The sequence below is a fragment of the Sphingomonas sp. Sphisp66 genome (assembly GCF_047324325.1).
GTDB lineage: Bacteria > Pseudomonadota > Alphaproteobacteria > Sphingomonadales > Sphingomonadaceae > Sphingomonas.
In genome coordinates this window covers 1,893,925-1,919,354 of sequence record NZ_CP168508.1, presented here as the reverse complement: position 1 = coordinate 1,919,354, position 25,430 = coordinate 1,893,925, and the positions used below count along the sequence as shown (strand labels likewise).

Annotated in this window: 23 protein-coding genes and 1 tRNA gene; 12 read left to right on the top strand and 12 right to left on the bottom strand. The window is 66.8% G+C overall.

Features of this window, described 5'->3' with window-relative positions; genetic code table 11:
* Positions 1 to 23: 23 nt before the first annotated feature.
* From hemB to ACEN8G_RS09360, 3 genes are all read right to left on the bottom strand, one after another.
* The gene (hemB, locus tag ACEN8G_RS09370; RefSeq protein ID WP_413416522.1) at positions 24 to 1,007 is read right to left on the bottom strand and encodes a porphobilinogen synthase; all 984 of its coding nucleotides are present in this window, start codon (positions 1,005 to 1,007) and stop codon (positions 24 to 26) included.
* Between the two features lie 18 nt (positions 1,008 to 1,025).
* Positions 1,026 to 2,468, bottom strand: coding sequence for an MATE family efflux transporter (locus ACEN8G_RS09365; protein ID WP_413416521.1), 1,443 nt, complete (start codon positions 2,466 to 2,468; stop codon positions 1,026 to 1,028).
* Positions 2,469 to 2,605: 137 nt separating this feature from the next.
* Complete coding sequence (locus ACEN8G_RS09360; RefSeq protein ID WP_413416520.1) at positions 2,606 to 5,452, bottom strand: valine--tRNA ligase; 2,847 nt, start codon at positions 5,450 to 5,452, stop codon at positions 2,606 to 2,608.
* 110 nt (positions 5,453 to 5,562) lie between these two features.
* Here ACEN8G_RS09360 and ACEN8G_RS09355 point away from each other — a divergent pair, with 110 nt between their 5' ends.
* Positions 5,563 to 5,985 carry an MAPEG family protein gene (locus ACEN8G_RS09355; protein WP_413416537.1) on the top strand — a complete coding sequence of 141 codons (423 nt, stop codon included), beginning with the start codon at positions 5,563 to 5,565 and terminating at the stop codon, positions 5,983 to 5,985.
* Between the two features lie 47 nt (positions 5,986 to 6,032).
* On the opposite strand, the gene ACEN8G_RS09350 is transcribed toward ACEN8G_RS09355, so the two are convergent.
* From ACEN8G_RS09350 to ACEN8G_RS09335, 4 genes are all read right to left on the bottom strand, one after another.
* On the bottom strand, positions 6,033 to 8,078 hold the full coding sequence (locus ACEN8G_RS09350) for a prolyl oligopeptidase family serine peptidase (RefSeq protein WP_413418141.1): 2,046 nt from the start codon (positions 8,076 to 8,078) through the stop codon (positions 6,033 to 6,035).
* A 166-nt stretch (positions 8,079 to 8,244) separates the two neighbouring features.
* Entirely contained in the window at positions 8,245 to 8,766 is a 522-nt protein-coding gene (locus ACEN8G_RS09345; RefSeq protein ID WP_413418139.1) for a DUF2497 domain-containing protein, read from the bottom strand.
* A 36-nt stretch (positions 8,767 to 8,802) separates the two neighbouring features.
* Positions 8,803 to 10,407, bottom strand: a complete 1,605-nt coding sequence (locus ACEN8G_RS09340; protein WP_413418137.1) for a TolC family outer membrane protein — start codon at positions 10,405 to 10,407, stop codon at positions 8,803 to 8,805.
* Positions 10,408 to 10,423: 16 nt separating this feature from the next.
* Positions 10,424 to 11,104, bottom strand: coding sequence for a protein-L-isoaspartate O-methyltransferase family protein (locus ACEN8G_RS09335; protein ID WP_413740774.1), 681 nt, complete (start codon positions 11,102 to 11,104; stop codon positions 10,424 to 10,426).
* 168 nt (positions 11,105 to 11,272) lie between these two features.
* Here ACEN8G_RS09335 and ACEN8G_RS09330 point away from each other — a divergent pair.
* From ACEN8G_RS09330 to ACEN8G_RS09295, 8 genes are all read left to right on the top strand, one after another.
* Positions 11,273 to 11,346, top strand: a tRNA-Cys gene (locus tag ACEN8G_RS09330).
* 168 nt (positions 11,347 to 11,514) lie between these two features.
* The gene (locus tag ACEN8G_RS09325; protein WP_307119221.1) at positions 11,515 to 11,730 is read left to right on the top strand and encodes a hypothetical protein; all 216 of its coding nucleotides are present in this window, start codon (positions 11,515 to 11,517) and stop codon (positions 11,728 to 11,730) included.
* Between the two features lie 56 nt (positions 11,731 to 11,786).
* On the top strand, positions 11,787 to 12,086 hold the full coding sequence (locus tag ACEN8G_RS09320) for a hypothetical protein (protein ID WP_413418133.1): 300 nt from the start codon (positions 11,787 to 11,789) through the stop codon (positions 12,084 to 12,086).
* A 37-nt stretch (positions 12,087 to 12,123) separates the two neighbouring features.
* Positions 12,124 to 13,557: a cysteine--tRNA ligase gene (gene cysS / locus ACEN8G_RS09315; RefSeq protein ID WP_413418131.1), complete on the top strand. Its 1,434-nt coding sequence runs from the start codon at positions 12,124 to 12,126 to the stop codon at positions 13,555 to 13,557.
* A 71-nt stretch (positions 13,558 to 13,628) separates the two neighbouring features.
* A complete protein-coding gene (locus tag ACEN8G_RS09310) occupies positions 13,629 to 14,345 on the top strand; it encodes a hypothetical protein (RefSeq protein WP_413418129.1) in 717 nt (238 codons plus the stop codon).
* A gap of 150 nt (positions 14,346 to 14,495) precedes the next feature.
* The gene (locus ACEN8G_RS09305; RefSeq protein WP_413418127.1) at positions 14,496 to 15,431 is read left to right on the top strand and encodes a D-2-hydroxyacid dehydrogenase; all 936 of its coding nucleotides are present in this window, start codon (positions 14,496 to 14,498) and stop codon (positions 15,429 to 15,431) included.
* A gap of 165 nt (positions 15,432 to 15,596) precedes the next feature.
* Positions 15,597 to 15,923: an ArsR/SmtB family transcription factor gene (locus ACEN8G_RS09300; RefSeq protein WP_413415774.1), complete on the top strand. Its 327-nt coding sequence runs from the start codon at positions 15,597 to 15,599 to the stop codon at positions 15,921 to 15,923.
* 2 nt (positions 15,924 to 15,925) lie between these two features.
* Entirely contained in the window at positions 15,926 to 16,381 is a 456-nt protein-coding gene (locus tag ACEN8G_RS09295) for an SRPBCC family protein (RefSeq protein WP_413415775.1), read from the top strand.
* 6 nt (positions 16,382 to 16,387) lie between these two features.
* Here the strand turns inward: ACEN8G_RS09295 and ACEN8G_RS09290 are convergent, their stop codons facing one another.
* Positions 16,388 to 17,029, bottom strand: a complete 642-nt coding sequence (locus tag ACEN8G_RS09290) for a hypothetical protein (RefSeq protein ID WP_413415776.1) — start codon at positions 17,027 to 17,029, stop codon at positions 16,388 to 16,390.
* Positions 17,030 to 17,349: 320 nt separating this feature from the next.
* Here ACEN8G_RS09290 and ACEN8G_RS09285 point away from each other — a divergent pair, with 320 nt between their 5' ends.
* Both ACEN8G_RS09285 and ACEN8G_RS09280 read left to right on the top strand, forming a co-directional pair.
* Complete coding sequence (locus ACEN8G_RS09285; protein ID WP_307119601.1) at positions 17,350 to 18,723, top strand: class II 3-deoxy-7-phosphoheptulonate synthase; 1,374 nt, start codon at positions 17,350 to 17,352, stop codon at positions 18,721 to 18,723.
* 87 nt (positions 18,724 to 18,810) lie between these two features.
* The gene (locus ACEN8G_RS09280; protein ID WP_413415778.1) at positions 18,811 to 21,573 is read left to right on the top strand and encodes a PAS domain S-box protein; all 2,763 of its coding nucleotides are present in this window, start codon (positions 18,811 to 18,813) and stop codon (positions 21,571 to 21,573) included.
* Between the two features lie 140 nt (positions 21,574 to 21,713).
* Here the strand turns inward: ACEN8G_RS09280 and ACEN8G_RS09275 are convergent, their stop codons facing one another.
* Both ACEN8G_RS09275 and ACEN8G_RS09270 read right to left on the bottom strand, forming a co-directional pair.
* Complete coding sequence (locus ACEN8G_RS09275; protein ID WP_413415779.1) at positions 21,714 to 22,145, bottom strand: DUF488 family protein; 432 nt, start codon at positions 22,143 to 22,145, stop codon at positions 21,714 to 21,716.
* Positions 22,142 to 22,786, bottom strand: coding sequence for a lysoplasmalogenase family protein (locus tag ACEN8G_RS09270; RefSeq protein WP_413415781.1), 645 nt, complete (start codon positions 22,784 to 22,786; stop codon positions 22,142 to 22,144). Before ACEN8G_RS09270 ends, ACEN8G_RS09275 begins: the two co-directional genes overlap by 4 nt.
* Before the next feature lie 56 nt (positions 22,787 to 22,842).
* Between ACEN8G_RS09270 and trmFO the strand changes: the two genes are divergently transcribed.
* The gene (gene trmFO / locus ACEN8G_RS09265) at positions 22,843 to 24,192 is read left to right on the top strand and encodes a methylenetetrahydrofolate--tRNA-(uracil(54)-C(5))-methyltransferase (FADH(2)-oxidizing) TrmFO (protein ID WP_413415783.1); all 1,350 of its coding nucleotides are present in this window, start codon (positions 22,843 to 22,845) and stop codon (positions 24,190 to 24,192) included.
* Here trmFO and ACEN8G_RS09260 read toward each other — a convergent pair.
* Positions 24,159 to 24,665 carry a histidine kinase gene (locus ACEN8G_RS09260; RefSeq protein ID WP_413415785.1) on the bottom strand — a complete coding sequence of 169 codons (507 nt, stop codon included), beginning with the start codon at positions 24,663 to 24,665 and terminating at the stop codon, positions 24,159 to 24,161. The genes trmFO and ACEN8G_RS09260 overlap by 34 nt on opposite strands.
* A gap of 46 nt (positions 24,666 to 24,711) precedes the next feature.
* The gene (locus ACEN8G_RS09255) at positions 24,712 to 25,371 is read right to left on the bottom strand and encodes a squalene/phytoene synthase family protein (protein ID WP_413415786.1); all 660 of its coding nucleotides are present in this window, start codon (positions 25,369 to 25,371) and stop codon (positions 24,712 to 24,714) included.
* Positions 25,372 to 25,430 lie beyond the last annotated feature (59 nt).

Sequence of the window (25,430 nt, the reverse complement as noted above, 5' to 3'; positions counted from 1 at the left end):
TCCCTTGAACGGGAGAGTGATGATTATCCCAGCAGCTTCGCGGCCAGCGGCGCGTGATAGGTCAGCACGCCCGAGCAGCCGGCGCGGCGGAAAGCCATCAGCGTCTCGAGCACCAGCGCCTCGCGGTCGCCGGCACCCACCGCAGCCGCGGCCTCGATCATCGCGTATTCGCCGCTCACCTGATAGGCGAAGACCGGCACCTGGAACTCGCTCTTCACGCGCAGGATGATGTCGAGATAGGGCAGGCCCGGCTTGACCATCACGCTGTCCGCGCCCTCGGCGATGTCGAGCGCGACTTCGCGCAGCGCTTCCTCGGCATTGGCCGGGTCCATCTGATAGGTCTTCTTGTCGCCCTTGAGCAGCCCGCGGCTGCCGACCGCGTCGCGGAACGGGCCGTAGAAGCCCGAGGCGTATTTGGCGGCATAGGCCATGATCTGGACGTTGACATGCCCGTTCGCCTCCAGCGCGCCGCGGATCGCGCCGACGCGGCCGTCCATCATGTCCGAGGGAGCGACGATGTCCGAACCCGCCTCGGCCTGGAGCAGTGCCTGGTCGACCAGCACCGCGCTGGTCTCGTCGTTGAGGACATAGCCCTGCGCGTCGACGATCCCGTCATGGCCGTGGGCGGTGTACGGATCGAGCGCGACGTCAGTGAGGACGCCGATATCGGGCACCGCGTCCTTGATCGCCTTGATCGCGCGGCACATCAGATTGTCGGGGTTGAGTGCCTCGCGCCCGTCCTCAGTACGCAGTTCGCGCGGGGTGTTGGGGAAGAGCGCCAGGCAAGGGATGCCGAGGTCGCGGGCCTCGCGGGCGCGCTCGACAATGCCCTTCAGGCCCCAGCGCGAGACGCCGGGGAGTGCTGCGATCGGCTCCTCTTCCTCGCCCTCGGTGACGAAGAGCGGCCAGATCAAATTGGCGGGGGTAAGGACGGTCTCGGCATGCATCCGGCGGCTCCACTCGGAAGCACGGGTGCGGCGGAGGCGGAGCGCAGGATAGTGACTCATGGTGGCGCTGATGCGCCCTCAGCAATTGGGTTGCAAGCGTCCCGCGGGCTCGGTGGTGGCGAGCGTCTCCTCCTCGACCGTGGCGGGCTCCGGCGGCACTTCGAGCACCTGCGCGCGCCAGCGGCCATGGCGGTAATAGAGCGCGGCGAACAGCAGCGAGAAGGCCGAGCCGATCGGGAAGGACAGCCACAGCGCGTCGCTGCCGAACCAGCGCTGGCCGAAGAATGCGAAGCCGAAGCGGATCGGGAAGAGCGTGATCGCCAGGATGACGAGCGGCGGCACGGTCGCGCCATTGGCGCGCACGGTGGAGAACAGCACCATGGTCGCGCCGAACATCACGAAGGTCCAGCTGGCGAGCAGCTGGATGTGGCGGGCGATCGGGATCGCCGGGCTGTCGGCACCGACGAACAGCGCCATCACCGGGCGATCGAACAGGATGATCGCGCCGATCACGACCAGGGTGATGACGGTGTTGAAGACCAGGCCGGAGCGAGTGATCGCCCCTACCCGCTCCCACTTCCCGGCACCGATATTCTGCGCGGCCATGCTGGAGACGGCGACGCCGATCGCCATCGCGGGCATCTGGATATAGGTCCAGAGCTGCTGCGAAACGGCATAGGCCGCGGCGGTATCGACGCCCAGCCGGTTGACCAGCCCGATCATGGTGAGGCCCGCGGTGGACATCACCAGCATCTGCGCACCCATCGGCAGGCCCTTGGCGACGATCGTGCGGACCAGCGCGCCCTCGGGGACCAGATAGCGAAGTTCGGCACCGCGCAGGCGGATCGGCAGGTCGCGCAGATAGACGTAGAGCAGCAGGCCGAGCGACGATACGACACCCGCGATCAGCGTGGCGGTGGCCGAGCCGGCGATCCCCATGCGCGGGAACGGGCCGATGCCCTCGATCAGCAGCGGGTTGAGGCCGGCATCGATGGTGACGCTCAGCACCATGAACCAGAGCGGGGTGATCGAATCGCCGGTGCCGCGCAGGCTCATCTGGATCAGCACGCCGAGCATGGAGAAGGGCAGACCGAGGAAGATGACGCGCAGATAGGCAAGCGCCATGCCCTGTGCCTCGCCGGGCGTCGCCAGCAGGCGGAGGATCTGCGGGGCGAACAACCAGCCCAGGATCGCGATGAGGACCGCGCCGCCCATCACCAGCCCGATCGCCGAGCCGAAGGCGCGCCGCGCCGCCTCGACGTCGCGCCGGCCCATCGACTGGCCGATCAGGATCGTGGCCGCCATGCCAAAGCCGAACACCGCCGAGAACATCAGGAACATGATGATGTTGGCGTTGCTGGTCGCCGCCAGCGCCTGCTCGCCGAGGAAACGCCCGACCCAGATCGAGTTGATCGAGCCGTTCAGCGACTGGAGGATGTTCGAGCCGAGCGTGGGCAGCGCGAACAGCAGGAGCGTCCTGCCGATCGGGCCCTGGGTGAGGTCGTGGCGCGGTGCTGGCATGGTCTGCTGGACCCCTCCCCGTTCGGGTTTGTTCCCCGTTGCATAAACCGTCATCCCCGCGCAGGCGGGGATCCAGGGTTACAAGCGACGTCGCTCTTGGCTCTGGATCCCCGCCTGCGCGGGGATGACGAACTACATTAGCCGAGCCGCGCCAGCGCCGCGCTCAGCCGTTCGGCCTCGGCGGCCTTTTCGGCATGGTCGGCACGGGCCTTCTCGACTGCCTCAGGCTTTGCCTTCTCGACGAAGCTCGGGTTGTTCAGGCGACCTGCGAGGCCATCGCGTTCCTTCTCGGCCGCAGCGATCGCCTTGGTCAGGCGTGCCTTCTCGGCCTCGATATCGACCACGTCGCCGAGCGGCACCACGAAGGTCGCCTCATCGACGACGATCTGCAGCGAACCACCGGCGGGGACTTCCCCCGATGCCTGGTCGACACGGGCGAGGCGCGCAAGCGCTGCTTCCTGACGGCCGAGCCGTGCGACGGTCTCCGCCGAGGCATCGCGAACGAAGATCGGCAGACGTGCGCCCGGGGGCACGTTGAGCTCGGTACGGGCGGCACGGATCTCGCTCACCAGCCGGATCAGCCAGTCGATCTCCTGCGCGGCCGTGGGATCGAGCGCACGGGCATCGGCCATCGGCCACTTGGCGACGATCAGCTCATAGTCGCGCGGGCCCATCTTCGACCACAGCTCTTCGGTGATGAAGGGCATGAACGGGTGGAGCATGACCAGGATCTGGTCGAGCACCCAGCCCGCGACAGCGCGGGTCTCGTCCGCGCCCTCGACGCCCTCGCCCTGCAGCACCGGCTTGATCAGCTCAAGATACCAGTCGCAGAAGCGGCTCCAGGTGAACTGGTAGATCGTGTTGGCAGCTTCGTCGAAGCGCAGATCGGCCAGCGCCAGGTCGAGCGTCTGCACGGTGGCGACCGTCTCGGCGATGATCCAGCGGTTGACGGCCAGCGACGCCTCGGGTGCCTCGATAGTCTTCGACGCGACGATGCCGTTCGACTGGGCGAAGCGCGCGGCGTTCCACAGCTTGGTGCCGAAGTTGCGATAGCCCTCGATCCGGCGCTCATCCATCTTGATGTCGCGGCCCTGGCTTTCCATCGCCGCCATGAAGAAGCGCAGCGCATCGGCGCCGTAATTGTCGATCAGCCCGAGCGGATTGACGACATTGCCCTTGGACTTGGACATCTTCTGCCCGTCCGCCGCACGCACCAGACCGTGGAGGTACAAGGTCTTGAAGGGCACTGCCTTCATGAACTGCAGGCCCTGCATCATCATCCGGGCATCCCAGAAGAACAGGATGTCGAAGCCCGAGATCAGCACGTCGTTCGGATAGCGCCCGCCGAGTGTGGGATCGGGATTCTCCGGCCAACCCATCGTCGCGAAGGGCCAGAGCGCAGAGGAGAACCAGGTGTCGAGCACGTCAGAGTCGCGAACGAGGATGATCGCCCCCAACCCTTCCTCACGCAGCGCTTCCCGGAAACGCTTCTGTTCTTCCCAAGAATCGACAATCTGAATGTGTTCTGGAGTAAGTCCCTCAATGCCGTAGTAATCAACCGCAGCTTGCCGAACTTCATCCTCGGTCTCGGCGACGAACGCGTGGGTCAATCGGTTCGGTTCGCCCGCAGAAAATCCGACGTGACCATACACCGGCGTGCCGTCAGCCATCTTGGCAGGACCAAACCACGCCGGAATCCGATGTCCCCACCAGAGCTGGCGCGAGACGCACCAGGGCTGGATGTTCTCCATCCAGTTGAAATAGGTCTTTTCCCAGCTCTTCGGCACGATCTTCGTCGCGCCCGAGCGGACCGCCTCGATCGCCGGCTTGGCGAGCGTCGCGGCATCGACATACCATTGGTCGGTCAACCAGGGCTCGATCACGTCGCCCGAGCGATCGCCGAACGGGGTCGCGATCGTGCGCGGCTCGGCGTCATGCTCCTCGCCGTCCTTGTCGACATGCGGGATCAGGAAGCCTTCTTCCTTCAGGCGGGCGACCACCAACTTGCGCGCCTCGAACCGGTCGATCCCGAGCAGTTCCTCTGGGATGAGCCCGTCGCTGGTCTGGGTGATGCGCGCCTTGGCATCGAGCATGTTGAGCATGTCGCGCGCCTCGATCCCGGCGCGGCGGCCGACTTCGAAGTCGTTGAAGTCATGCCCCGGCGTGATCTTCACCGCGCCCGAGCCGAGCTCGGGATCGGCATGCTCGTCGGTGACGATCGGGATCAGACGGCCGGTGATCGGCAGCTTGACCTGCTTGCCAACCAGCGCAGCGTAACGCTCGTCGGTCGGGTGCACGGCAACGGCCATGTCGGCCAGCATCGTCTCAGGGCGCGTGGTCGCAACCTCGATGAAGCCCGATCCGTCGGCGAGCGGATATTTCAGGTGCCAGAAGCTGCCCTTGACGTCCTTGGTCTCGACCTCGAGGTCGCTAATCGCGGTGCCGAGGCCCGGATCCCAGTTCACCAGGCGCTTGTCGCGATACAGCAGCTTCTGCTTGTGCAGTTCGACGAACACTTTGAGCACGGCCTTGGAGAAGCCCGGGTCCATGGTGAAGCGCTCGTCGGACCAGTCCATCGAGCAGCCGAGGCGGCGGAGCTGCTGCGTGATCTCGCCGCCGCTCTCTTCCTTCCACTCCCAGACCTTCGCGATGAATTCGTCACGCGTGAAGTCGGTGCGCTTCTGCTGCCGGGCGTTGAGCTGGCGCTCGACGACCATCTGCGTCGCGATGCCCGCGTGATCGGTGCCGACCACCCAGCGCGCGTCCTTGCCCTTCAACCGGGCATGGCGGACCAGAATGTCCTGCAACGTGTTGTCGAGCGCATGGCCGATATGCAGGCTGCCGGTGACGTTGGGCGGCGGGTTGACCAGCGTCCAGGGATCGGCGCCATCGCGCTCGGGGCGGAACAGGCCGCTCTTTTCCCAATGCTGGTACCAGCGGGCTTCCAGTTCGGCGGGGTCGAAGGTCTTGGGGAGTTCGCTCATGATCGAGCGGCTTTAGCGGCGAGCCGGGGCCCGGGTCGATACAAAACTCGCAGATAATGCGGGTTCTTGATACAAATGCGTAACGACCACGCCGAAGGAGGGAGGCGATGATGCGTCTGGAAATGACCGTATTGGTTTGGAGTTGCCTGTTGGCGCTCGTGCATATCTTCGGCGCCGCGCAGGTGAAGACGCGGCAATATGGGCCGAAATGGAACATGGGCGCACGCGACGAGGAGCTGCCGCCCCCTGCCCCGATCGTCGGCCGGATGATGCGCGCGCAGGCGAATTTCTTCGAAACCTTCCCGCTGGCGATCATCGCGGTGGTCGCGCTGAGCGTGACCGGCACCCAGACCTTCTGGACCCAGCTTGGCGCGCTGCTCTGGCTCGGCGGACGGATCGTCTATTTGCCGCTCTATGCCGCCGGCGTGCCGGTGGCGCGGACGATCGTGTTCCTGATCAGCCTGGTCGGCATCCTGATGATGCTGTGGCCGTCGCTGGCGCTGGGCGTGGGCACGAACACGATCTTCGGCTGAGCCCGTTCCGCCGTCACCCCGCTCGCACGGGGTGACGGCCGGAGGCATTACTTCGCCGGCGGCGCGTACTGGTTCAGCCAGCTGAGCACCGTGCCATACCACTGCATCGAGTTCTTCGGCTTGAGCACCCAGTGGTTCTCGTCCGGGAAGACCAGCAGCTTGGACGGGATGTCCTTGCGCTGCAGCGCGGTGAACGCCGCCAGCCCTTGCGTGTAGGGAATGCGGAAGTCCTTCTCGCTGGTGATCACCAGCTGGGGCGTCTTCCACTTGTCGACGTAATTGACCGGGTTCCACTTCTCGAACGCGGCGGGGTCCTCGAAATAGGCCTTGCCGCCATGTTCCCACTCGTCGAACCACAGCTCCTCGGTCTCATAGGCCATGGCGCGGGCGTCGAACACGCCGTCATGCTGGACGATGCACTTGAACCGATCGGGCCACTGGCCTTCGATCCAGTTCATCATGTAGCCGCCATAGGAGGCGCCGAGTGCGCAGGCATTGTCGGCGTCGAGGTACGCGAACTTGGTCGTCGCCGCGGCTAAGCCCTTTTGCAGGTCCTCGAGCGGCCAGCCGCCCCAATTGTTGCGGATCGCGTCGGTGAAGGCCTGGCCGTAGCCGGTCGAGCCGTGGAAATCGACCGCGACCACCGCATAGCCGGCGCCGGCGAACACCGCGGGGTTCCAGCGATAGGACCAGCTGTTGTTGCTCGAACCCTGCGGGCCGCCATGGACGATGAAGGCGATCGGCGCCTTCTTGCCCTCGGCCAGGCTGGCCGGGCGCACCGAATAGCCCCAGACGGTGTCGTTGTTGGCACCGGTGAAGCTGAACCGCTCGACCTTGGGCAGGTCGATGCCGGCGAGCTTCTCGGCGTTGACCGCGGTGAGCTGGGTGCTGACCTTACCCTTGAGCTGGTAGAAGTCGTCGGGCGCGGTGAGGCTGTTCATCGAATAGACGATGCCCGCCTTGGTCGGCACCACGGAGGTGACGTTACCGAGCTGGGTCAGGCGGGTGACCTTGCCGGTCTTGGGATCGACCGACCAGATCGGGTTCTCCTGCGTGTCCTCGGCCGTGACGTAGATCGTCTTGGAATCCGGCGCCCAGGCGATCGAGCCGACCGAGCGGTCCCATGCCTGGGTCAGCGCCTTCACTTCGCCGGTGGCGAGGTTGCGTAGCTGGAGGACCTGGCGATCGGCCTCATAGGTGGCGCGGGCCATCGAGAAATAGGCGAGCCACTTGCCGTCGGGCGAGACGGTGGGAAGATTGTCCATCCCCTCGTTCGCCTTGGTCAAGTTCACCGGCGCCGCGGAGCCGTCCGCCGGCGCCGAGAAGATGTCGAGATTAGTCGACTTGGACTCGATCCGGCCCGCTTCGCGCAGGGCAAAGTAAACAGTCTTGCCGTCCGCGCTCCACGACACTTCCTCGCCGCCGCCGAACGGCTTGGAGGGCGTGTCGCCGATCAGCTGGCCGACGATCGGAGTGCCGTTGCCGGTGGCGCCGTTGGGGCCGAAGGGCAGGACGAAGAGCTGCGAGCGATCGCCGTTGCTCCACGTATCCCAGTGGCGGACGAACAGCTGGTCATAAGTGCGGCCCGAGCCGGCATTCGGGTCCTTCTTGATCATCGGAAGCTCGAGGCTGGGCGCGCCGGGCTTGCGATCGGCCCAGACCAGCAGCTTCGAGCCGTCGGGCGAGACCTTGAAGCCGCTGAACCCACCCGGGATATGGGTGAGCTGGGTCGGCGTGCCGCCGGTGACCGCGACGCCCCACACGGCATCGTCGCCGCCCTTGTCCGACTGGAACCACACGGTCTTGCCGTCGGCGGAGAATTGCGGGCTGGTCTCGTTGACATCGGCTTCCGCGACCAGCTTCTCGGGCTTGGCGCCCTTCACGGTCAGGTCGAGGCGCCACAGGTCGTAGCGGCCGCGATTGGCGGCGAGATCGGTCTCGCGCTGCTGCCAGACGAGCCAATGCCCGTCGGGCGACACCGCGGGGGCGCCGACGCGCGACAGGGTGGCGACGTCCTGGATGGTGAGGTCACGCGCCAGCGCGGGCGCGGTGGTGGCGGCGAGCGCAACGCCCGCGAGCAGGATGTGCTTCATGGAGCGGGACGATAGCCGGAAGGTTGCGGGCGTTACAATCGGTCGCGCGCAACAAAATATCGTCATCCGGGCGGAAGCCGGAATCTCAGGCGATGACGGGAAAAGAGCCGCACGAAATCCCGGCTTTCGCCGGGATGACGGATTGGTCTTGGGATTGGAAGGCGGCTTACTGCCGCCCGGTGATCCGCGAGATTTCCTTCGCGACCATGTCTTCCACCAGCCGCGGCAGATTGGCGTCGAGCCAGTCGCGCAGCATCGGCTTGAGCATCTCGCGGACCATGCCCTCGAGCGTGTCCGATCCGGTGACCTCGGGCTTCACCACCATGCGCGACAGCGCCTCGAGCGGCCCGCGGGTCGCCTGGACGGCGCTTTCCGAGACGATCGGTTCGGCCGGTGCTTCGGCTGCGGGAGCTGCAGTAGCCGCGGCACGCGCCGGCTTGGCGGGCGCCTCGGGCTGCGAAGGGGAACCCATCGACATCGGCGTCGGCGTCTCCACTCTGTCTTCGTCGACCGGCTGGCTCAGCTCGAGAATCTCGTCAACCGTGGCGGGCTTGTCCGCCACGGTCGTCGCAGACCGTCCGCCGCGGCGCGCACGCGTCGCGATGGCAGCATCGCCCTCCTCGGCGATGATGCGCTTGATGGAGGAAAGGATCTCCTCCATCGACGGCTCGCTACTGATGTCCCCCATCAACCGGCTACTCCAAAAAGCCCCGGAGGCGGGTAATCACGGCTTTTTACGGTTAATGTCAACCGGTCGCGTGGCGTCATTGCGCTGAAGCACCGGATCGAGCGAGGTGGCGGTGACGTCGGGCGTCTGCACCGGCGTCTGGTTGGTACGGGTTCCCACCGCCTGCGGCTCGGGATCGTCGTTGCGATCCGACCAGCGATTTTTCACGCGCTTGTAGTTGATCTCGGGGTCGTAGAGCGGCCCGCCGTCAAGGTTAAGGTCGCGCGCCTCGGCCCGGCCCATCGCCGCCAGCAGTTGGAAGCCGGCGACATAGGCGTCGCGTTCCGCCGTGACATAGTTGACCTGGCTGTTGAGCAGTTCCTGCTCCGCATTCAGGATGTCGAGGATGGTGCGGGTGCCGACGCTGTTCTCGGCGCGGACGCCCTCGAGGCTGAGCTTGTTGGCATCGACCGCGACGCGGGTCGATTCGATCACCCGCAGCGAGGACTGGTAATTGGCATAGGCCGAGCGCACCTGGGCGATCACGCCGCGCTCGGTGAGCGTGACGGTCTCCAGCGCCGCGGCACGGCGTGCCTGGGCCTGGCGGACCTGCGCAGCCGGACGACCGCCCTGGAAGACCGGGAGCGTGACCTGGGCGCCGACCGTGTTGGCGATGCCGTTTGCATTGATCCCGCCCAGCGTGTGGGCCTGGTCGCTCAGCGAACCCAGATAGTTATAGTAGCTGGTGCCGGCGGTGAGGGCCACCTGCGGCGAGCGCGTCGCCTGGGCGGCCTTGATGTCGAACGCGGTGGCGTCGCGCTGCTTCTGCGCGGCCTCGAGATCCGGATTGTTGGCGATCGCCGCCTGCTCCGCGTCCTGCACGTCGCCCGGCAGGTTCGGCAGCGCCGGCGGCTGGGCGAGCACGCCCGGCGGGGTACCGATGATGCGGATATAGTTTTCGCGCGAGCCGATCAGACCGGCCTCTGCGGTGCGGAGCTGGCTCTGGGCGAGCGCGAGGCGCGCCTCCGACTGGGCGACGTCGGTGCGGGTCAGATCGCCGACCTCGAACCGGTCGCGAGTCGCCTGCAGGTTGACCTCGAGCACGTGGACGTTCTGCTGGTTCAGGCGGACGATCGCCTCGAAGCGCAGCACGTCGACATAGGAGGTCACCGCGTCGGTGAAGAGCTGTGCCTCGGAGCCGCGCAGGCTCGCCTGGCCGGCATCGACGCGAGTCTCCGCCGCGCGCACCGAATTGCGCACCGCGCCGCCCGAATAGACCGGCACCGACAGGTTGAGGCCAAGCCGGCCCTGGCGGGTCGGCCCCGCCAGCGGGCCCGACTGCGCGTCGCTGTCATAGATGCTGTCGCTTAGCGAACCGGTGCCGTTCACGCCGGGACGGCCCGCGGCACGGGCGATCGGCACATTCTCGTCATTGGCGCGCTGGGTGGCGCGGTCCGACTGGAGGCCCGGATTGGTGTTGTACGCCTGAACCAGTGCGTCGCGCAGCGTCGTCGTCGGCTGAGCGGCTTCGCCCGGCGCGGCAGTGCCGACCTCGACGCGCACCGGCGTGTCGGTGCCCGTCCGCGTCGTCGTGGTCTGCGCAGCGGCAGGCACGGCGATCGCGATGAAGCTGGCGCCCAGGAACAGAGAGGAAATTCGCATGAGCCTCTTTCAGAAGTCAGAATTGAAAGGTTCGTAGGCGCTCGAAACCAGGAAGAATTGCACATTCGATGTCGGCGAAATCGGCGAGGCCGAAGCCGCCTTCGGTGCGGCGGCCCGACGCAAGGCGGGTCACGCCGCGATCGACGATGCCGGTCACCACGCGCCCTTCGGGCTTGAGCTGATCGAGCAGCGCGGCGGGAAGCTCCTCGACCGCACCGTCGACGACGATCAGGTCATAGGGGCCTTCCGGGGCATGGCCGGCGCCGAGCGGCCCTTCGACCGGCTCGACATTGGCATAGGGGGCGAGCGTGGTGCGGGAGAGCGCGGCGAGCACCGGCTCCTCCTCGAGCGCGACCACCGCATTGGCGAGGCCGGCGAGCAGCGCCGCGGTATAGCCGCCGGCGGCGCCGATCAGCAGCACCTTGTCGGTCGGGCGAATGTCGGCGGCGGTCAGCAGCCGGCCCGTGGCGAGCGGCAGATTGTGGTTGCGGCCACCGGCGAGCGGCAGCAGCGTGTCGCGATAGGCGATCGCGCGGTGCGCCTGGGGAAGGAAGTCCTCGCGCGGCACGCGGGCCATCGCTTCCACCACGCGCGTGTCGTTCACGGCGTTGGTGCGCAGCTGGCTGGCAACCATCGCATGGCGCATCGTTTCGAAGCGGTTCGCCTCGGCAGGCGCGGAATCTACCGTAAGAGCCATCATTACCCCGGCTATCTGGCACAACCGTGTTAGTTGCGCAATACACTGTTTATGTAGGGCGGCTTGTATCCCCTTCGCAACGCTTCGCCAAGCAAGGTGCGCAGCTATTTTTGCACTGCAATGTTGACATGGCGGCAAGCACCTGCGCATTGCCGCCGCTCGCTCCGAGGCCCGATGGCGGAGTGGTGACGCAGAGGACTGCAAATCCTTGCACGCCGGTTCGATTCCGGCTCGGGCCTCCACTTTTTTCGCGTCACATTTCACACCAGGATGGACGCTTTGGCGTGGCCAGTGTGGCTTTCGCGCCACTTATCCACAGTTTTGCACGGTCCGTCGCCGGCGTTTCGACCCGAGTGCGGAACAAATCGCGATTCGCTCCCGTTGAGGTCCTGAGTATCGGGAGACGAAGCATGTACGATTTCGGCATCCGAAATGTCCTTACCGGCTATCGCGTCGCGTATCGTTCGCAGGAGCGGAACTATTGCCCCGGCTGTGGCGGATCGCACTGGATGATCGGCCGGCTCACCGCGGAATGCGCCTATTGCGCGACCGCGCTGCCCCTGCTCGCGGGCGGCAGCACCGGCAACGGCCTGATCCGGCGCAGCGAGACTGCCCTCGCCGCCTGAACCGTTTCGCCGGACGCGCGTTTTCGCGGGTCGGAACTCCGCGAATGGGAGCGCTTATGACCGATATTGCCGTGACCTCACCCGTCGAGCGCATCGCCCGCGTCATCGTCGCCGAGATGGTGAGCCCGAATGCCGAGGCCTATGAGGGGCCAGACGACCCGGTGAGCGTGATCGTCGATCGGATCTGGCGCGCCGAGATCAACCGCGCCGTCGCTATCCTGCACACGCTGCGCGAGCCGACTCGCGGCATGGTCGAGGCCGGGCGGGCCGCGGGCGGCGATCCGGCGGAGGTCTGGAGCGCGATGGTCCGCGCGGCGCTGGACAGCACGGTCGAGGTGATGCCCGAGCCCGCCTGAGGCTTGCAGCGCCCCGCCGAGCCGCTATGCCGCCCGGATGACCGCGCAACTCACGCTCTATAATTCGCTTACCCGCAGCCTGGAAGCCTTCCAGCCGCTCGACCCCGCAAAAGGGGTCCGCGTCTACTCGTGCGGACCGACGGTCTACAACTATGCCCATCTCGGCAATCTGCGCGCCTATGTCTTCACCGACACGCTGAGCCGGGTGCTTAGCTGGAAGGGCTATCCCCTCACCCATGTCATCAACATCACCGATGTCGGCCATCTGACCAGCGACGCCGATGCCGGCGACGACAAGATGGAGGCGGCGGCCAAAGCCCAGGCGAAGAGCATCTGGGACATCGCGGCGCATTACACCGCAGCGTTCAAGCAGAACATTTCCGATCTCAACATCCGCCAGCCGACGCGCTGGTCCGTCGCGACCGATCACATCGCCGAGATGATCGACTTCGCCGAGAAGATTGCACCCGAGCATTGCTACGAGCTCGATTCGGGCCTGTATTTCGACAGCACCACCGTGCCCGATTACGGCAAGCTCGCCGGATCGCAGGACGATGCACGCGAGGGCCGGATCGAAGCGGTGGAGGGCAAGCGCCATCCGCAGGACTTCGCGATCTGGCGCAAGTCGCCGCCAGGCGAGCAGCGCCAGATGGAATGGGACAGCCCCTGGGGCAAGGGCGCGCCGGGCTGGCACCTCGAATGCTCGGTGATGAGCATCAAATATCTGGGGGCGCCGTTCGACATCCATACCGGCGGCATCGACCACCGCGAGATCCACCATCCGAACGAGATCGCACAGAATCAGGCATTCTGCGGCTGCTCCGACACGGGCTCGCATTTCTGGATGCACAACAACTTCCTGGTCGATCGCCAGGGCAAGATGTCCAAGTCCAAGGGCGGCTTCACCACGCTCCAGTCGCTGATCGACGCGGGCGTGCATCCCCTCGCCTATCGCCTGCTCTGCCTGCAGGCGCAGTATCGCAGCGAACTGGAATTCTCGGCCGAGAACCTGGCGGCGGCGCTGACCCGGCTGAAACGTCTGGTGATGACGGTGACCGCGCTCAAGGCGCGGGCTGAGGGCGAGGGCACTGCGCCCGTCGCCTGGATCGAGCGGCTCGACGAGGCAATGTCGGACGATCTCAACACGCCCAGGGCACTACCGGCGCTCGACGAGATGCTCGCCGAGAAGAAGCTGTCGCCCGCCGATCGCCTCGCCGGGCTGGCTGCCTTCGATGCCGTGCTCGGCCTCAAGCTGACCGAGCTGAGCCGCGAGGACCTGCGCGTGCGCCCCACGGCGGCAACGATCACCGCCCAGGAGATCGAGGACCGGCTGGTCGAGCGCAAGGAAGCGCGGCTGGTGAAGGACTTCCAGCGCTCCGACACGATCCGCGACGAACTCGCCACCGCCGGCGTCGAGGTGATGGACGGCGATCCGATGGGCTGGGACTGGAAGCCGCTGCTCGGCGGATAATCAGGGCCGCCAGCGCGTTGCACTCCGTGCTGCGCCTCTCGGGAAGAGGGGCGACAACGGAGTATCTGCGTATGCTGAAGTCCCTGCCCCTCACCGCCCTGGTCGCCGCGCTGGCACTGGGTGCCTGCAACCAGGCGCCCAGGACCACCGACAATGCCGTGGTCGATGTCGACAATGCGGTCGCCCCCAATGATGCGACGCTGAACGACGTGCCGGTGGTCGAGGATTCCGACGATGCGACGGCGGTGACGGTCGCCGCGGTGCCCAAGGCGGCCGCCGGCACCAGCGCCGCCGATGCCGCGCCGCTCCACGATGCCGGCACGATCGAGGACGAGATCCGCGCGGGCCGGAACGTCCAGCGCATCCGCTATGGCGAGGGCTGGGCCTGGACCCGCGGCGGCAGGATCGTCCGCACCTCGGACCGCGACGGCAAGGAAGTCGCCTATTTCCGCCCGGGCGAGAGCAAGCCCTTCTTCGTCCAGCGCGACGAACGCAGCTATGTCTTCCGGGAGGGCAAGCCCGTCCGCCAGTTCGACGACGACGGCAAGGCCCGCGCGCCCGAGCCGGACCGTGTTCGCGAGGCCGATGAAGCGGCAAAAGCGGCCCATGATCGCCGCGAGCAGGCCGAGAAGGCACGCGACCATGCCCGCGACAACCCGCGCGGGGATCGCGACCGCAGCGATCGTCGCCCGGAGGGTTCGCCCTCGCCTACCCCTTCGCCGACTGCCACCTCGGATCATGGCCGCGACCGGGATCGGGATCGTAACCTCGAGCGCCACCAGAACTGAACGGATCCCCGGCGACGGCGGGGGCCCAGTCTCGATGTCCTTGGTGAGGCGGGAGAACCTCGCGGACGACGTTGCAACTGGGCCCCGGCCTTCGCCGGGGATCAGGATTGGCTTTGAACGCGGGCGGGAGCCGCGCTAGCCTCCAACCCCATGAAGGCCGTGCTCCCCGCCCTCGCCCGCCCGCTCGTGGAGCCGCAGCTCCCCGCCGGGCTCGACGTCCACTGGTTCACCTCGGCCGACGAGGCTGTCGCGCTTGTCGGCGATGCGGACATCGGCTGGCTCGACAACAACAACCCGCGCGAATGGGCGCGCACCGTGGCCGCGGCTAGCAGGCTGCAATGGCTCTCGACCATCTATGCCGGGCTCGATGCGCTCGACGCCGAACTGCTGCGCGAGCGCGGCACGCGGGTGACCAATGGCAGCGGCGTCAATGCGCACACGGTTGCGGAATATGCCGTGATGGGCGCGCTGGTCGCCGCCAAGCGCTTCGACCAGGTCGTCCGCGCCGCCGACCGCCACGAATGGCCGGTCGATGCGCCGGGCAAGCTCGAGCTGTTCGAGAGCAAGGCGCTGGTGATCGGCTATGGCACGATCGGGCGGCTGATCGGCGAGCGGCTGAAGGGATTCGGCGTGGAGGTGACCGGCGTCACCCGCTCCGGTGCCGAGGGCACGGTGGGGCCGGACGCATGGCGCGCCCTGCTGCCCGAGACCGACTGGGTATTCCTCGCCGCCCCTTCCACGGACGAAAGCCGGGCGATGATCGGTGCCGAGGAGTTGGCGGCGATGAAGCCAAGCGCCTGGATCGTCAATGTCGGTCGTGGCGAGCTGATCGACCAGGACGCGCTGATCGAGGCCTGCACCCGGCGGCGCATCGCCGGTGCGTTCCTCGACACGGTGACCCCCGAGCCGCTGCCGCCCGAGCATCCGCTCTGGACTACCCCGAACCTCATCCACTCGATGCACCTGTCGGGCCGCAGCCAGACCCGCATGTTCCTGCGCGCCGCGGCGCTGTTCGTGGAGAATGTCCAGGCGTTCGTGGACGGGCGACCGCTGAAGAATGAGGTTGATCTCGCAGCGGGATACTAGCCTGCCCGTTCCCCGGCGAAAGCCGGGGCCCAGGGTTTCTCTGCCGTGTCGCTTGTGACCCTGAGCCCCGGCTTTCGCCGGGGAACTGAGTTGGCTTTAGATGCATAGTTTCCCGTCCACCTAACTTTCCCTTGCGCCCCACCCCGCGCCAAATTACTTAGTCCCATGCCTAACCAAATCGACGCCGCCTTCGCTGCGCTTGCCGATCCCACCCGCCGCGCGGTGGTCGAGCGGCTCGGCAACGGCCCGGCCAGCGTTAGCGAACTGGCCGGCGGCTTCACCATGGCGATGCCCAGCTTCCTCCAGCACATCCGCCTGCTTGAGGGCGCCGGGCTGGTGCGCACCGAGAAGCAGGGCCGCGTGCGCACCTGCACGCTCGAGCCGCTAGCGCTCGCCGCGGTGGAGCAATGGATCGTCGAGCGCCGCCGCGCGACCGAGGCGCGTTACGACCGCCTCGCCAAGTTCCTCGACGCCCAGGATCAGGAGAATTGAGTATGGCCGAGGCCGTCCACGACAAGTTCGTCATCGATCGCCGCTTCAAGCAGAGCCCTGCCAGGGTATTCGCCGCCTTCGCCACCGAAGAGGGCAAGGCGCGCTGGTTCTCCGGTCCCAACGAGACCTGGGACATGGTCGACCGCCATTTCGACTTCCGCGTCGGCGGCACCGAGCATCTCGAGGGCAAATGGAAAAGCGGCACGGTGACCCGCTTCGACTGCTCCTATCACGACATCGTGCCCGACCGCCGCATCGTCTATGCCTATCGGATGAAACTGAACGGCAAGCCGATCTCCGTGAACCTCTGCTCGATCGAACTGCTGCCCGACGGCGACGGCACAAGGCTGCTCCACACCGAGCATGGCATCTATCTCGACGGCTATGAGGACAATGGCTCGCGCCTGCACGGAATCGGCCTGCAGTACGACAAGCTCGCCGAGACGCTGCCGGATTGATCAGGTTCAGGCGAGCGCGGCCTCGATCGTTCCCTCGCCGGCCGCGAGCCGCTCCGCTTCCCAGCGCATGTTCGCCCGCGCCCGATCCTCGAGCGCCGTTTCCGGCAGGCCCCGGGCGGCGGACAGGACGCGAAGAAGCGGCGCGGCGCAGAGGCTGCCGAGCACCTTGATCCGTCCCGCACGATAGGCCTCGTCGGAATAGCGGCGATATTCGTCGCGGATCGCCAGGGCATAGCGTCGATAGACCTCGGACCCGGCTGCGAGGATGGCAAGATCGAGATCGACCAGGATCCCGGCCAGCGCATGATCGGTCCGATGTCCGGCCGTGGCCATCACACAGGCCTCGAAGTCGCGCATCTCGTCCTCGGGCCATTGCAGCAATGCCAGTCCGATATCGGCGCTGCGCCGCTCATTGTCCTTCGCAGCGACGTCGTAAAAGGCATCGTGAAGCCAGATCGCGGTGCGCAGCACCCGTCGGTCACGCTCGCCCAGTGCCGGGGCGAACCAGCGATCGAGCCCGTCCAGCATGTGCCGGATGTGATCGAGATTGTGATAGGCGAGCGGGCTGTCGGCGAACCGCTCGACCAGCAGTGCGCGAAGCAAAGGCGGCAGGTCGGCGGTCAGGGTTGCGACGGCATCGGCGGACACGCTGGCAATTCTAGCCCCGGGGGACGACGAGGCAAGTTTACCCCATCGGGGAAATTTTTCGCTTGCACGATTTTACCCAGCGGGGGTAAGTCGCTCGCATTATGACGACACTGGCAGGCACCAAGATCCGCCGCTTCCGCGAGGAGCGCTCCCTCACCCGCGCCGCATTCGGCGCCTGGTTCGACATTCCCGGCTCCACCGTCCAGGGCTGGGAGAAGGACGGCAAGCGCGCGAACGCCAAGGTGATGAACCTGATCGCCGCCCACGGCATCGCCGGTGCCGCCGACTGGAACGTCACCGTGCGCGATGCGGAGAATGACATGCATGCAAGCTGGAGCCCCTCGAGCTGGAAGGCCGCCGAGGCGCGCCAGCTGCCCAATTACCCCGATCAGGGCGCGCTCGACGCCGCGACGACCCAGCTGACCTCCTTCCCGCCCCTCGTCTTCGCCGGCGAGGCGCGCGAGCTGACCAGCGAGCTGGCCAAGGTGTCGCGCGGCGAGGCGTTCCTGCTCCAGGGCGGTGACTGCGCCGAGAGCTTCGCCGAGTTCCACCCGAACAACATCCGCGACACGTTCCGCGTGCTGCTCCAGATGGCGGTGGTGCTCACCTTCGCCTCGAAGCTGCCGACGGTGAAGCTTGGCCGCATGGCCGGCCAGTTCGCCAAGCCGCGCTCGGCCGATACCGAGACGATCAACGGCGTCGAGCTGCCCAGCTACCGCGGCGACAATGTCAACGACATCGCCTTCACCCCCGAGGCACGCATTCCCGATCCGCAGCGCATGCTCCAGGGCTATTCGCAGTCGGCGGCGACGCTCAACCTGCTGCGCGCCTTCGCGCAGGGCGGCTATGCCAACCTGCACCAGGTGCATAAGTGGACCCACGACTTCATGGGCCGCAGCCCCTGGGCGAAGAAGTACGCCGACGTCGCCGACCGGATCGGCGAGGCGCTCGACTTCATGGCCGCCTGCGGCATCGATGCCGACAGCGTGCCGCAATTGAAGGCGACCAGCTTCTACACCAGCCACGAGGCGCTGCTGCTTCCCTATGAGGAAGCGATGACGCGCCAGGATTCGCTGACCGGCGACTGGTACGACACGTCCGCGCACTTCCTGTGGATCGGCGATCGCACCCGTTTCGAGGGTTCGGCGCATGTCGAGTTCCTGCGCGGCATCGGCAATCCGATCGGCATGAAGTGCGGGCCGAGCCTCGAGCCGGACGCGTTGCTGCGCCTGCTCGACACGCTCAACCCGAGCCGCACGCCGGGCCGGATGACGCTGATCACCCGCTATGGCCATGACAAGATCGAGGCCGGCCTGCCCAAGCTCGTCCGCGCGGTGAAGCGCGAAGGGCATCCGGTGGTGTGGAGCTGCGATCCGATGCACGGCAACGTCATCAAGGCGGCAAATGGCTACAAGACCCGCCCGTTCGACCGCATTCTCGCCGAAGTCCGCGGCTTCTTCGCCGTCCACCGCGCCGAAGGCACCTTCGCGGGCGGCATCCATGCCGAGATGACCGGGCAGAACGTCACCGAATGCACCGGCGGCGCGATCGACATCACCGAGCAGGGGCTGGCCGATCGCTACCACACGCATTGCGACCCGCGTCTCAATGCGGGACAGAGCCTGGAACTCGCGTTCCTGCTCGCCGAAATGCTCAACGAGGAAATGGCGGAACGTAGAAAAGCCGCAGCTTGATAAATTATTGCGCAACCATTCCGTAAATTAGCGGATTTACATCGCTGTCAGTATTTCCGATGGGCTTCCCCCGAGAACGGAGATCGGATGGCAACGGTGAGGGAGCGTCTGCCGGAAGACTGGGTTGCGGCGGTGCGTCCGGCGCTGATGTTGTTCGTCGGTGCTCTGGCCGGCTGCATCGCCTGGGCATATTGGTACCAGTTCACCGGCCATAATCCCCCCCTGGGCCTTGCCATCGGCGTCTCTGTGGGCGGGCTGATGCTGACCAGCACGCGGCTCTGGCCGCTGCTCGTCCTGGCAGTGCTGGTGACCTATTGGCTGTTCCAGTCCACCTTTCCGCTGGTCGAGCAGGCCTTTCGCGCGGTGGGGCTCGCGCTTGGCGCGCTGCTTACCGCGAGGCTGATCCAGCGCCGCGGCATAAGCGCGAACGAGCTGCTCGATCCGCGCTCGGTCCTCTGGATCTTCCTCGCCGCGGTAGCCGGATCGATCGTCGCCGCTGGGATCGTCGCGCTCGGCGGGATCACTGCGGGGCACCCGTTCAGCTTTGTCGACAAGTTCGCCCAGCAAGGGATCGGCATGATCCTGGTGGCGCCGCTGGTGCTGGTCTGGGCAACGCCCCCGCGCGAGCGCTGGTCGCCATTGCGCTGGGTCGGCTTCATCGCCGTCATGCTGTTCTGCGGCGCCATCGCCGCCCATGCCTTCCTGACGACGACCGGCAGCCCGATGAGCTGGGCGATCTTCCCGCCGCTCGTTCTAGCCGCGCTCGGCTGGCATTTGCGCGGCGCCACGACCTCGGTGGCGATCAGCGCGGTGATCGTGCTGTGGAGCACCGAGATCGACACCGGCCCCTTCTCCACCGCGGTGGCGGAACATCGCCAGCTCCTGGCGCAGATCTTCGTCGCCGTGACCTGCGTGACGATATTCCTGCTCGCCGCCTATGCCGATGAACGCCATGCGGAAGACAAGCTAAGCCTCGCCGCACGGCGCCTCGAGATGGCGCGGCGCAACCTCACCAACATGGCACGCGATGCGACATCTGCAGTGGCGATTCTAGATCGGGACCTCCACTTCGTCGCCGCGTCGAAGCGCTTCCTCACCGATTTCCGCCTGCCCGAGGATGTTTCGGTGGAAGGGCGCAGCCATTTCGAGGTCTTCCCGGTCTGCGCGCCGGAGCGCCGTGACCAATATGCCCGCGTGCTGGCGGGCGAGGCGCTTTCGGGCAACGCCGATGCCCTGCGCCATCCGGACGGCACCGTCGACTATGTCCGCTGGAGTTTCCGTCCCTGGCGCGACGAGGACGACCAGGTCGCCGGCGTGGTGATCACCAGCGAATTCGTCACTGCCGAGATGGAAGACCGGCGCAGGCTCGAGGAAGCCGAGCGCCGCTATCGCGCGGTGTTCGAGCAGGCCGGCGTCGGCGTCGGCCGCCTGTCCACCGACGGCGTGTTCCTCGAGGTGAACGACCGGATCTGCGAGCTCACCGGCTATCCGCGCGAGACGCTGATCGGTGCGAGCTGCCGGATGATCAGCTCTCCGGAGGAGTGGCAATCGAGCCTCGACGGGATCCAGGCGCTCGCCAGCGGCGAAGTCCCCTTCTATTCCGACGACCGGATCATCGTGCTGCCCGATGGCAGCCGGCGCCCGGTGCATTGCACCGCCAACCTGGTCCGTTCGGGTGACGGCACGGGCGACTATCTCGCGATCGTCATCCTCGACATCTCGCGGCGCGTCGAGGCGCAGCGCGCGCTGGAGGAGAGCGAGAAGCTGCTCCGCCTCGCCCAGGAAGCCGCCGGGGTCGGCGTCTGGGAGATCAACCTGATCCGCGGCGGCTCCCGCCACTCGCCGCAAAGCGCGCGCCTGTTCGGCCTCGAATGGCACGACGGCGAATATCGCATGGCCGATGTCGCCGACCGGCTCGGCGTTGATCAGGTGATCGAACTGCGCAAGGCGATCGTGCATGCCCGGAAGACCAGGGGGCCGCTCGATATGACGCTGCAGCTCACCATGCCCGATGGCGAGAGCCGCTGGGTGACGCTGCAGGGTCGCTATGACGGGCATGATGGCCAGCCGCGCCTGCTCGGGCTGGTGATCGACATCACCCGCGACATGGAAGCCGACACCCAGCTGCGCGAGGTGCATGAGAAGCTGCTCCGGCTCGCCCGACTGAACGCGATGGGCGCAATGGCCTCGACCCTGGCGCACGAGCTCAACCAGCCGCTCGCCGCGATCACCAATTATCTCGAGGCGTGCCGCTATCTCACCCGTTCGCGCGGCGATCCCGATCACGACATCCTCGACGCTCTCGATCGCGCCCGGGTCCAGGCGCTGCGGGCCGGGGACATTATCCGCAAGATCCGCTCCTTCACGGTCAGCGGCGAGATCACCCAGGTGAACCTCGACCTCAACGCGGTGATAAAATCGGCCTGCTCCGCAGTGCGCCAGCTCAAGGGATCGCGGGATGCGAAGATCGAATGCGACTTCGATTTGCTTCCCGCCGATCTGATCGGCGACACCCTCCAGATCGAGCAGGTGCTGACCAACCTGATCCGCAACGGCGTGGAGGCCACTGCCGGGCGCGAGCGGCGCGAAGTGACGGTGGCCACGCGAATCGAGCCCGAGGAAGTGGTCGTCAGCATCGCCGATACCGGGCCGGGCCTGAGCGAGGCGATGCTCGACAATCTCTTCGAGCCGTTCCGCACCACCAAGGAAAGCGGCACCGGGCTCGGGCTGCCGATCTGCCGGACCATCGTGGAAGCGCATGGCGGGCGGCTCTGGGCGGAGAACCGCCCGGATGGTGGCGCGATCTTCAGCTTCGCGCTGCCGATCGTGCGGGCCGGCGAGACGGTCTGACCGATCACGCAACAATCTGAAACACCACAGCAAGACCTGGCCGCCAGAGCGTTCTGGGCCGGCGCCTTGCCCCTCTGTGTCGCCGGCCCCCCAAACCTACGGGGCGGCCGAATTCCTTATTCCGGCCGCCCCGGCCTTTATCAGGGGTAGAGGTCCACCACTTCGGCACCCTCGCCTTCCGCCGCGAGCAGCAGCGTGCGGTGGCAATGTTCGGGATTGCGCTCGAAGCACAGCAGGGCGCTCGGCTTCTCCTCCGCCAGCGCGCGCATCTGCGCCGCCTCGGCCTGCGCCTCGGGCAGATGGAGCTGCCCGTCATAGACGGCGCGCAGCGTCTTCACGTCGCCTTTCTTGGCGGCATCGCGGCCCAGCTTGGGCGTGCCGAGATTCTTCAGCAGCACATAGTCGATCCCCGCCCCCTTCAGGCTGGCGGCGAGGATGTTCTTGGAAAAGCCCGGGCGTCGCGACAGCGGCACCGCGCGCACGTCGATCACGCGCTCCACCCCGGCCTTGCGCAGCGCCGCGATGAACTCGTCCATCGTCGTCGCCTCATAGCCGATGGTGAAGATCTTCATGCCGCCGCCTTTTCTCCGCGAAGCGCACGGACCGCGCCCCAGGCGATCAACGCCTGACCGATGAAATAGGTCGGCCACACCAGCAGATGCGCGATCTGCGGCGCGATCATGCGCCCCTCGCGCAGGAAGATCAGCCAGTCGGAGACGAAGAACAGCAGCGCACCGGCCGCGACCAGCGTGCCGAGCCGGCTGAGCATCGCCGAGGCGGTCATCAACGAGAGGCCGAACACGTAGAAGGCGAGCAGCTCGACCTGATAGCCGCCCTTGAAGACCCACCAGGCGAGCAATGCCACGGCCATCGCGACCGGCGGGGCGATCCACTGCGCGGCGGGGACGCGCTTGTTGCGCAGATAGAGATAGCTGGCGAGGAAATGCCCGGCGAGGAAGGCGAGCCCGCCCGCCGCCATGCCCTGCAGCTCGAGCAGCACGTCACCCAGTGCGCCAAGCGCCAGCACCGCGCCGATCATCCGCCCGTCGCCATTCACCGCCTTGTTGCGCGCCCACAAAGCGAGCAGGCCGACGCCCGCCCCCTTCCAGACGACGGCGGCGGTGCCGCCCGCCTCGAGCCAGTAATTGGCGAAATAGCTGGCGCCGGCGATGAGCGCGGCGGTGAAGAGCGGTTCGGTACGAAGGCGGTCCATTCGCCCTTGATGCCGCGTGACTGGCGCAATGCCAAGCATCGCTCTATCGGGGGCGCATGCACGACATTCATATCATCGGCGGCGGCCTGGCCGGCTCGGAAGCCGCGTGGCAGCTCGCGAACAAGGGTTTCAAGGTCCGCCTCTCCGAAATGCGCGGCAGCGGCACCATGACGCCGGCGCACCAGACCGAGGGGCTGGCCGAGCTGGTCTGCTCGAACAGCTTCCGCTCGGACGACGCCCAGAACAATGCAGTGGGCCTGCTCCACCAGGAGATGCGCGACCTCGGCTCGCTGATCATGGCGCAGGGCGACCTGCACAAGGTGCCCGCCGGCTCGGCGCTGGCCGTCGACCGCGACCGCTTCTCCGACGGCGTGACCGCGGCGCTGATGGCGCATCCAAACATCGAGATCGTCCGCGAGCGGGTGGACCGGCTGCCCGAGAGCGGCCTCACCATCGTCGCCACCGGCCCGCTCACCGCGCCTGGCCTGGCCGAGAGCATCGGCACCGCCACCGGCAGGGACCAGCTCGCCTTTTTCGACGCGATCGCCCCGATCGTTCACCGCGACTCGATCGACATGGACGTCGCCTGGTTCCAGTCGCGCTGGAACAAGGTCGGCCCCGGCGGCACGGGCAAGGATTACATCAACTGCCCCATGACCAAGGAGCAATATTACGCCTTCCACGCCGCGCTTCTCGCCGGCGAGAAGACCGAGTTCCGCGAATGGGAAGACGTTCCGTACTTCGAAGGTTGCATGCCGATCGAAGTGATGGCCGAGCGTGGGGTCGAGACGCTGCGCTTCGGCCCGATGAAGGGTGTCGGCCTCGACGATCCGAAGACCGGGCGCTGGCCCTATGCGGTGGTCCAGCTGCGCCAGGACAATGCCTCGGCGACCCTGTGGAACATGGTCGGCTTCCAGACCAAACTCAAATATGCCGAGCAAGTCGCTCTTTTCCGGACGATTCCCGGGCTTGAGAATGCCGAGTTCGCGCGGCTCGGCGGGTTGCACCGCAACACCTTCATCAAGTCGCCCGAGCTACTGGACGCACAACTTCGCCTCCGCAACGCTCCACATATCCGCTTCGCCGGCCAGATCACCGGCTGCGAGGGTTATGTCGAAAGCTCGGCGATCGGCCTCCTGGCAGGCCGCTTCGCCGCCGCCGAGCTGGCCGGCGAGACGCTCACCTCACCGCCCCGCGAAATGGCCCTGGGGGCGCTACTTTCGCACATAACCGGGGAAGCAGAGGCCGAGACCTATCAGCCGATGAACGTCAATTTCGGCCTGTTCCCGCCAATCCCGGGCAAGACCAAGAAAGCCGATCGCAAGCTGATGTACACCGATCGCGCCCGCGAGGCGAAGCAGAGCTGGATGGCTCAGTCCTCGCTGTCGTCCGCCGAAGCCTCCTGAGCCGCTGCCGGCGCCTTCGCCGCAGTCGCGGCGGGGGTGCAGGCGCAGCGCGGCTTGGCCGGCTTGCGCTTGACTGCGGTGGTGGCGAACTCGGCGCGGCTTAGCGTGCCCGACTTGTCCTTGTCGGCGCCTGCAAAGCGCTCCACCGCCTTCACCGACCATTCCTCGAAGCCCAGCTTGCCGTCATGGTCGGTATCGAGCCGGGCGAACAGCTTGCGGCGCAGCGCGAAGAATTCGTCCTTGGCGATGCTGTCGTTCTTGTCCTTGTCGATCCGGTCGAAGCGCTTCTGCTCGCGCGTCTTCGCCGCGGCGCTGGGCGGCTCGGCGGGAAGATCCTGCTCCGTTTCGGAGGCAACTCCCGCAGCGGGCGCCGCAGGGAGCCTGGTTTCGGTGCTCGCGGCGCCGCGGAACAGGAATAATCCGGCAACGACCAGCAGCAGAGTCGCTCCCGCACCCACTAGATAGCGCCACATTCGCCTCTCTCCCCCTTGCATGGGCGAGGCTAACCCGGCCGCGCGGTCAGCGTCCAGTGAGGCGATGCCAGAGCAGCCGCCCGACCCGGGAGGGAGCACCGGCCGCCTTGGGCGCCTCGGCAAGGTCGAGCCGCGCGCGATGGGCGAGCGCCCCCAATGCGCGTGCCGGCCGGCTCCAGCGCATCCCGGCAGCACCCTCCAGCAGCGGACGCGCGAGATCGCAGGCGATCGCCCGCTCCTCCTCGGCTTCGAGATTGCCCGCCAGGTCGGCCAGCGCCCAGCCCTGCCCGGCAAGGGCGAGCGGGTCGCCCCTGCTGCCCAGCAGCGCCCCGGCGGCGACGAACAACTGCCCCCGTCCCTCGCCGAAGCGGCGCATGGCATCGGCGTCTAGCCGCTCCTCCTCGATCAGCACTTCCCAGCCATGGACGATCGGCACCAGGGAGGCACCGGTAATACCGTGGCGCAGCACCTCGGCCTCCAGCGCCTTCAGCACCGGTTCGGCAGGCGCAGGCGCATGATCGAGCTTCTCCAGCGCTTCGCGCCACCAGGCGAGCCGCATCTGGCCGAGCGCCGGCTCGCGCGTGGTGCGCAGCAGCCTGGCCAGCGCATCGTCGAGCGCCAGCAACGCCACCAGCCCAGCCCGACGATCGACACGCGCATAGGTGAGCACGAGATCTCGTTCCGGATCCTCCACGAGCCCCGTCACGCCGCGAGTCCCAACGGTCTTAAGGCCGGCGTTAACCATCCGGATTTATACGTATTTAG

What these genes read in the sequence shown, in the direction of transcription:
- hemB (WP_413416522.1), bottom strand. Translation starts at nt 1,007, where the DNA reads ATGAGTCACTATCCTGCGCTCCGCCTCCGCCGCACCCGTGCTTCCGAG.
- ACEN8G_RS09365 (WP_413416521.1), bottom strand. Translation starts at nt 2,468, where the DNA reads ATGCCAGCACCGCGCCACGACCTCACCCAGGGCCCGATCGGCAGGACG.
- ACEN8G_RS09360 (WP_413416520.1), bottom strand. Translation starts at nt 5,452, where the DNA reads ATGAGCGAACTCCCCAAGACCTTCGACCCCGCCGAACTGGAAGCCCGC.
- ACEN8G_RS09355 (WP_413416537.1), top strand. Translation starts at nt 5,563, where the DNA reads ATGCGTCTGGAAATGACCGTATTGGTTTGGAGTTGCCTGTTGGCGCTC.
- ACEN8G_RS09350 (WP_413418141.1), bottom strand. Translation starts at nt 8,078, where the DNA reads ATGAAGCACATCCTGCTCGCGGGCGTTGCGCTCGCCGCCACCACCGCG.
- ACEN8G_RS09345 (WP_413418139.1), bottom strand. Translation starts at nt 8,766, where the DNA reads ATGGGGGACATCAGTAGCGAGCCGTCGATGGAGGAGATCCTTTCCTCC.
- ACEN8G_RS09340 (WP_413418137.1), bottom strand. Translation starts at nt 10,407, where the DNA reads ATGCGAATTTCCTCTCTGTTCCTGGGCGCCAGCTTCATCGCGATCGCC.
- ACEN8G_RS09335 (WP_413740774.1), bottom strand. Translation starts at nt 11,104, where the DNA reads ATGGCTCTTACGGTAGATTCCGCGCCTGCCGAGGCGAACCGCTTCGAA.
- ACEN8G_RS09325 (WP_307119221.1), top strand. Translation starts at nt 11,515, where the DNA reads ATGTACGATTTCGGCATCCGAAATGTCCTTACCGGCTATCGCGTCGCG.
- ACEN8G_RS09320 (WP_413418133.1), top strand. Translation starts at nt 11,787, where the DNA reads ATGACCGATATTGCCGTGACCTCACCCGTCGAGCGCATCGCCCGCGTC.
- cysS (WP_413418131.1), top strand. Translation starts at nt 12,124, where the DNA reads ATGACCGCGCAACTCACGCTCTATAATTCGCTTACCCGCAGCCTGGAA.
- ACEN8G_RS09310 (WP_413418129.1), top strand. Translation starts at nt 13,629, where the DNA reads ATGCTGAAGTCCCTGCCCCTCACCGCCCTGGTCGCCGCGCTGGCACTG.
- ACEN8G_RS09305 (WP_413418127.1), top strand. Translation starts at nt 14,496, where the DNA reads ATGAAGGCCGTGCTCCCCGCCCTCGCCCGCCCGCTCGTGGAGCCGCAG.
- ACEN8G_RS09300 (WP_413415774.1), top strand. Translation starts at nt 15,597, where the DNA reads ATGCCTAACCAAATCGACGCCGCCTTCGCTGCGCTTGCCGATCCCACC.
- ACEN8G_RS09295 (WP_413415775.1), top strand. Translation starts at nt 15,926, where the DNA reads ATGGCCGAGGCCGTCCACGACAAGTTCGTCATCGATCGCCGCTTCAAG.
- ACEN8G_RS09285 (WP_307119601.1), top strand. Translation starts at nt 17,350, where the DNA reads ATGCATGCAAGCTGGAGCCCCTCGAGCTGGAAGGCCGCCGAGGCGCGC.
- ACEN8G_RS09280 (WP_413415778.1), top strand. Translation starts at nt 18,811, where the DNA reads ATGGCAACGGTGAGGGAGCGTCTGCCGGAAGACTGGGTTGCGGCGGTG.
- ACEN8G_RS09275 (WP_413415779.1), bottom strand. Translation starts at nt 22,145, where the DNA reads ATGAAGATCTTCACCATCGGCTATGAGGCGACGACGATGGACGAGTTC.
- ACEN8G_RS09270 (WP_413415781.1), bottom strand. Translation starts at nt 22,786, where the DNA reads ATGGACCGCCTTCGTACCGAACCGCTCTTCACCGCCGCGCTCATCGCC.
- trmFO (WP_413415783.1), top strand. Translation starts at nt 22,843, where the DNA reads ATGCACGACATTCATATCATCGGCGGCGGCCTGGCCGGCTCGGAAGCC.
- ACEN8G_RS09260 (WP_413415785.1), bottom strand. Translation starts at nt 24,665, where the DNA reads ATGTGGCGCTATCTAGTGGGTGCGGGAGCGACTCTGCTGCTGGTCGTT.